This is a genomic window from Streptococcus sp. A12 (assembly GCF_905372335.1).
GTDB lineage: Bacteria > Bacillota > Bacilli > Lactobacillales > Streptococcaceae > Streptococcus.
In genome coordinates, this window is sequence record NZ_CAJPOU010000084.1 from 1 (window position 1) to 4,749 (window position 4,749).

The 4,749-nt window shown below is 41.8% G+C and carries 6 protein-coding genes; 5 read left to right on the plus strand and 1 reads right to left on the minus strand.

What is annotated here, in order from left to right; all coding sequences use genetic code 11:
• The 3 genes from QZ158_RS07805 to rpsU all read left to right on the plus strand — a co-directional run.
• A partial coding sequence (locus tag QZ158_RS07805; RefSeq protein WP_293887369.1) for an aquaporin occupies window positions 1-215 on the plus strand: 215 nt, incomplete at its 5' end.
• 80 nt (window positions 216-295) lie between these two features.
• Window positions 296-550, plus strand: a complete 255-nt coding sequence (locus tag QZ158_RS07810; RefSeq protein WP_293887371.1) for a hypothetical protein — start codon at window positions 296-298, stop codon at window positions 548-550.
• Between the two features lie 204 nt (window positions 551-754).
• Window positions 755-931 carry a 30S ribosomal protein S21 gene (rpsU, locus tag QZ158_RS07815; RefSeq protein ID WP_000048054.1) on the plus strand — a complete coding sequence of 59 codons (177 nt, stop codon included), beginning with the start codon at window positions 755-757 and terminating at the stop codon, window positions 929-931.
• Between the two features lie 102 nt (window positions 932-1,033).
• On the opposite strand, the gene mscL is transcribed toward rpsU, so the two are convergent.
• Window positions 1,034-1,414: a large conductance mechanosensitive channel protein MscL gene (mscL, locus tag QZ158_RS07820; protein ID WP_293887373.1), complete on the minus strand. Its 381-nt coding sequence runs from the start codon at window positions 1,412-1,414 to the stop codon at window positions 1,034-1,036.
• A gap of 239 nt (window positions 1,415-1,653) precedes the next feature.
• Between mscL and dnaG the strand changes: the two genes are divergently transcribed.
• Both dnaG and rpoD read left to right on the plus strand, forming a co-directional pair.
• Window positions 1,654-3,441 carry a DNA primase gene (dnaG, locus tag QZ158_RS07825; RefSeq protein WP_293887375.1) on the plus strand — a complete coding sequence of 596 codons (1,788 nt, stop codon included), beginning with the start codon at window positions 1,654-1,656 and terminating at the stop codon, window positions 3,439-3,441.
• 2 nt (window positions 3,442-3,443) lie between these two features.
• A complete protein-coding gene (rpoD, locus tag QZ158_RS07830) occupies window positions 3,444-4,556 on the plus strand; it encodes an RNA polymerase sigma factor RpoD (protein ID WP_048689399.1) in 1,113 nt (370 codons plus the stop codon).
• Window positions 4,557-4,749: the final 193 nt, after the last annotated feature.

Genomic DNA, 4,749 nt, shown 5'->3' on the forward strand with positions numbered 1-4,749 from the left:
TTATGGCTTTGGTGACATCACTTGGTGGTCCTACAGGACCTGGTTTGAACCCTGCCCGTGACCTTGGTCCACGTTTGCTTCACGCCTTCCTTCCAAAATCTGTCCTAGGAGAACACAAGGGAGATTCAAAATGGTGGTACGCTTGGGTACCAGTTGTAGCACCAATCTTGGCTGCTATCGTTGCCATTGCTCTCTTTAGCTACCTTTATAAGTAAGACAAGAACACTTTTCGTAGACACTACGGAAAGTGTTTTTATCTTTTGCAGAGTAAATCGTTTTTATAAAAGGAGTAGGAATGAAAGAAAAGAATCTTATGGAAGATAATAGAAGAGCTGATCATTTTAGTTTTTTATATTATTTGCATGAGGAGAAGGATTTTCGTGTGGACGCACTCGTTGATTTTTGTAACTATCTAGAAAAGATGGAATCAGTCAGTATCGAGCAACTAAGGGATTTGCGTTGGATTGAAAATCAAATTTTGCGTCATCTGGTTTATCATTTTGATTCAAATGATCTAAGTAGAATTAGCAATCTCCCAACGAATTATTAGGAGGTATTAGAAGCATTCGAACAAGTAGTCTCAAAGCTTTATGAGCGTTATAGATGAAAGGATTTCAGAAAAGAATGAATCCTCAAACAGATTAAACAAAGGTTTCGATCGTAACAAGGGATGAATTCCTTTAACTTTTTCTTGACAATCTTTAGAATTCCGTGTAGAATAGAGTAGATCTTGAACTTGAAGGGAGTGAAAAACATGTCAAAAACAGTAGTACGTAAGAATGAATCTCTTGACGATGCTCTTCGTCGTTTCAAACGCGCGGTTACTAAAGCTGGTACTCTTCAAGAAACACGCAAACGTGAATTCTATGAAAAACCTTCTGTAAAACGTAAACGTAAATCAGAAGCAGCTCGTAAACGTAAAAAATTCTAATTGAATACAAGAACAGACTTCGGTCTGTTTTTTGTTTCTCTAGAAAAATTGAAGACAAAAAAAGCCGACCTTCTAGCTAGAAGATCGGATCTTTTTATCTGATTATTTGTTAGCAAGCAAGTCGCGGATTTCAGCAAGCAACTCTTCTTGAGTAGGAGCAGCAACTTCTTCTTCAACAGCTTCTTCTTTTTTACCAAGGTTTTGAGCTTTCTCAGCAGCTTTCACTACGAAGAAAAGAACAGTACCGATAACAAGGAAGTTGATAACAGCGCTCAAGAAGCTACCGTAAGCAACACCGTTCCATGTCAATTCAGCGATTTTTTCAACACCAGCAGCTTTCAAAGCTGGGTTCAAAATAAGTGGAGTGATGATGTCGTTTACAAATGATGTAACGATAGCTCCAAATGCAGCTCCGATGATAACTGCAACAGCAAGGTCAACAACGTTTCCACGAAGGAGGAAATTTTTCAATTCTTTCAACATATCCTAAATATGTCCTTTCATAATAAATTTTTACAGAGCATAGTATAACTGAAATTTTTTTCGTATTCAATAAATATGCTCAAATTTTTTTAAAAAGTTGATTTAAGAAAAATGGAGGCTTTCAAAACTCAGGAAAAATGCGGAAAAATCAGGTGAAAATCAATGCGGATGATTTACAATTGACAAAAATTAGTTTAAAATAGTTAATGATATTCTATGGTAAAATGGAGGCACTGTTTATGGTTGACAAACAACTGATTTCAGAAATTAAAAACAGTGTGAATATTGTAGATGTAATCGGAGAAGTCGTTCAATTGACAAAGGCAGGACGAAACTTTTTAGGTCTCTGCCCTTTTCATGGTGAAAAGACGCCTTCTTTCAATGTGGTCGAGGATAAACAATTCTATCATTGTTTTGGTTGTGGCCGTTCAGGCGATGTTTTTAAGTTTATCGAAGACTATCGTGGTGTCTCCTTCATGGAAGCTGTTCAAATTGTCGGAGATCAGGTGGGCATTCGTGTCCAGACTCTTCCTCCAAGTCAGTCTTGGCTTCAACAAGCAGATGGGAAACAGCCCTTCTATGAGATCCATCAAGAGGCTGCCAAGTTCTATCATGCCATCCTGATGACGACAAAGATGGGTGAAGAGGCTCGACAATACTTGTATGATCGAGGGCTTGATGATGAGGTTCTTCGGCATTTTCAAATAGGGCTTGCACCAGCAGAAGGAAATTATCTGCTTCAGAGTGTTTCAGGGAAGTTTTCAGAAAATATTCTGGCCGACTCAGGTTTATTTCATATTAGTGATAGGGGGACCATGTATGATGCGTTTCAAGATCGCATCATGTTTCCCTTGTCGGATGATACTGGGCGAGTCATTGCCTTTTCTGGTCGAATCTGGCGTGACCCAACTGAGGGAGCAAAGCCTCAGGGGAAATACAAGAACAGTCGCAGTACGCTCCTTTTTAACAAGAGTTATGAGCTCTACCATTTGGACAAGGCCAAGCAGGTCGCTAAGAAAAAGCATGAGCTTTATCTGATGGAAGGATTCATGGATGTCATTGCAGCCTACCGAGCTGGGATTGAGAATGCTGTTGCTTCCATGGGGACAGCCCTCACTCTGGAACATGTGGCCCATCTGAGCAAATTTACCAAAAAGGTTATCTTGGCCTATGATGGGGATAAGGCGGGAAGGCTAGCGACAGCAAAGGCTTTGGAGATCCTGGAAAAACAGGAGGTAGAGGTCGTCCAGATTCCTGATCAGATGGACCCAGACGAGTATCTCAATAAGAATTCTCCTCAGGCTTTGGCGGACTTATTGGAAAAAACACGTCTCAGTCGCGTAGAGTTTCTCATGGATTATTGGAAGCCAGACAATATTGAAAATTTGCAGGCGCAGATTGAATTTGTCGAAAAAATGGCTCCCTTAATTGCTCAGACGCCATCTGTAACGGCACAGAATACCTATATTTATAAATTAGCCGATCTTTTGGTCGACTTTGATTATTTGCAGGTTGAACAGACGGTTAATGCTAGTCGCCTTCAGATGCGTAGCCAGCGTCAGGAGCAAGGTCAAATTCAGACACAGGCTCCAGTTGCTAGTCCAACTGTTGTCCAAAAGCAACTGCCTCGCCTGGTTCGGGCTGAGAATCATCTCCTTCATCGGATGAACGCTTTTCCTTATGTTTTGAATGAATATCGTCTTCGGACAGATTTTTCATTTGATACCCCTCCCTTGCAAACCTTGTACCAACTTCTTTGTCAAAATGGAGAAGTGACATCGCAGGATTTGTCAGAGCAGACAGAGGAAGTGCAACGGGCCTGGTATCTGATGCTAGAAGAAAATTTACCGGATGAAATAGCGGAGAATGAGTTGGAAGAAGTGGAAGAAACGAGAAATCGGGAGCTTCTCCGTAAAGAAAGTCAACAAATAGGAAAGAAAGTCCGAGAAGCCTCTCACAGTGGAGATGCGGATCAGGCTTTATTGGAACTCGAGCGCTTAATCGCTCAAAAAAGAAGAATGGAGTAGGAATGGCGAAAGAACAAAAAGATATCACAACTTTAGATGTCCAAATTGCAGAGTTTATTCGTAGTCATAAGAAAAGTGGTACTGCAACAGATGATGAAATCAATGATCAATTGGTCATTCCTTTCACCTTGGATGCCGATGGAATTGATGATTTGTTGCAACGGATTCAAGATGCTGGAATTTCCATCACAGATAAGGAAGGAAATCCAAGTGCGCGTGTCTTGAACAATGAAGAGGAAGAACCAGAGTTGACGGATGAAGAATTACTTGGAAGCAACTCTGCCAAGGTCAATGACCCAGTACGGATGTACTTGAAAGAAATTGGGGTCGTTCCTCTTTTGACCAATGAGGAAGAACAAGAATTGGCTATCTTGGTGGAACAAGGTGATTTGGAAGCCAAGCAACGTCTGGCAGAAGCCAACCTTCGTTTGGTTGTTTCTATTGCGAAGCGCTATGTTGGTCGTGGGATGCAATTCTTGGATTTGATCCAAGAAGGAAATATGGGCTTGATGAAGGCCGTTGATAAGTTTGACTATACCAAAGGATTCAAGTTCTCTACTTATGCGACTTGGTGGATTCGTCAGGCTATCACGCGTGCCATTGCAGACCAAGCCCGTACCATTCGGATCCCTGTCCACATGGTGGAAACTATTAACAAGTTGGTTCGTGAACAACGTAATCTTTTGCAAGAATTGGGACAAGATCCAACACCAGAACAAATCGCTGAACGCATGGATATGACGCCAGACAAGGTGCGTGAAATCTTGAAAATTGCCCAAGAGCCTGTTTCTTTGGAAACGCCAATCGGGGAAGAAGACGATAGCCATTTAGGAGATTTCATCGAAGACGAAGTGATTGAAAATCCAGTAGACTACACCACTCGTGTGGTTCTCCGCGAACAATTGGATGAAGTACTCGATACCCTTACCGACCGGGAAGAAAACGTGCTTCGTTTACGTTTTGGTTTGGATGATGGAAAAATGCGGACCTTGGAAGATGTGGGGAAAGTCTTCAATGTAACCCGTGAACGGATCCGTCAGATCGAAGCCAAAGCCCTCCGCAAACTCCGCCACCCAAGCAGAAGCAAACCATTACGTGACTTTATAGAGGATTAAAAAGATCCTGCGGATCTTTTTAACCCGAGCCCAGAAATTCAAAAGCGAGGAAGATCCTGCGGATCTTTTTAACCCGAGCCCAGAAATTCGAAAGCGAGGAATGTCCAGTGGACATTTTTAACGGTCGCCTAGAAATGTAAAAGCAATCTAGGTCCGGGTGCCCTTTTCTAGAGCCCTTTGAATCTAGGGCTTG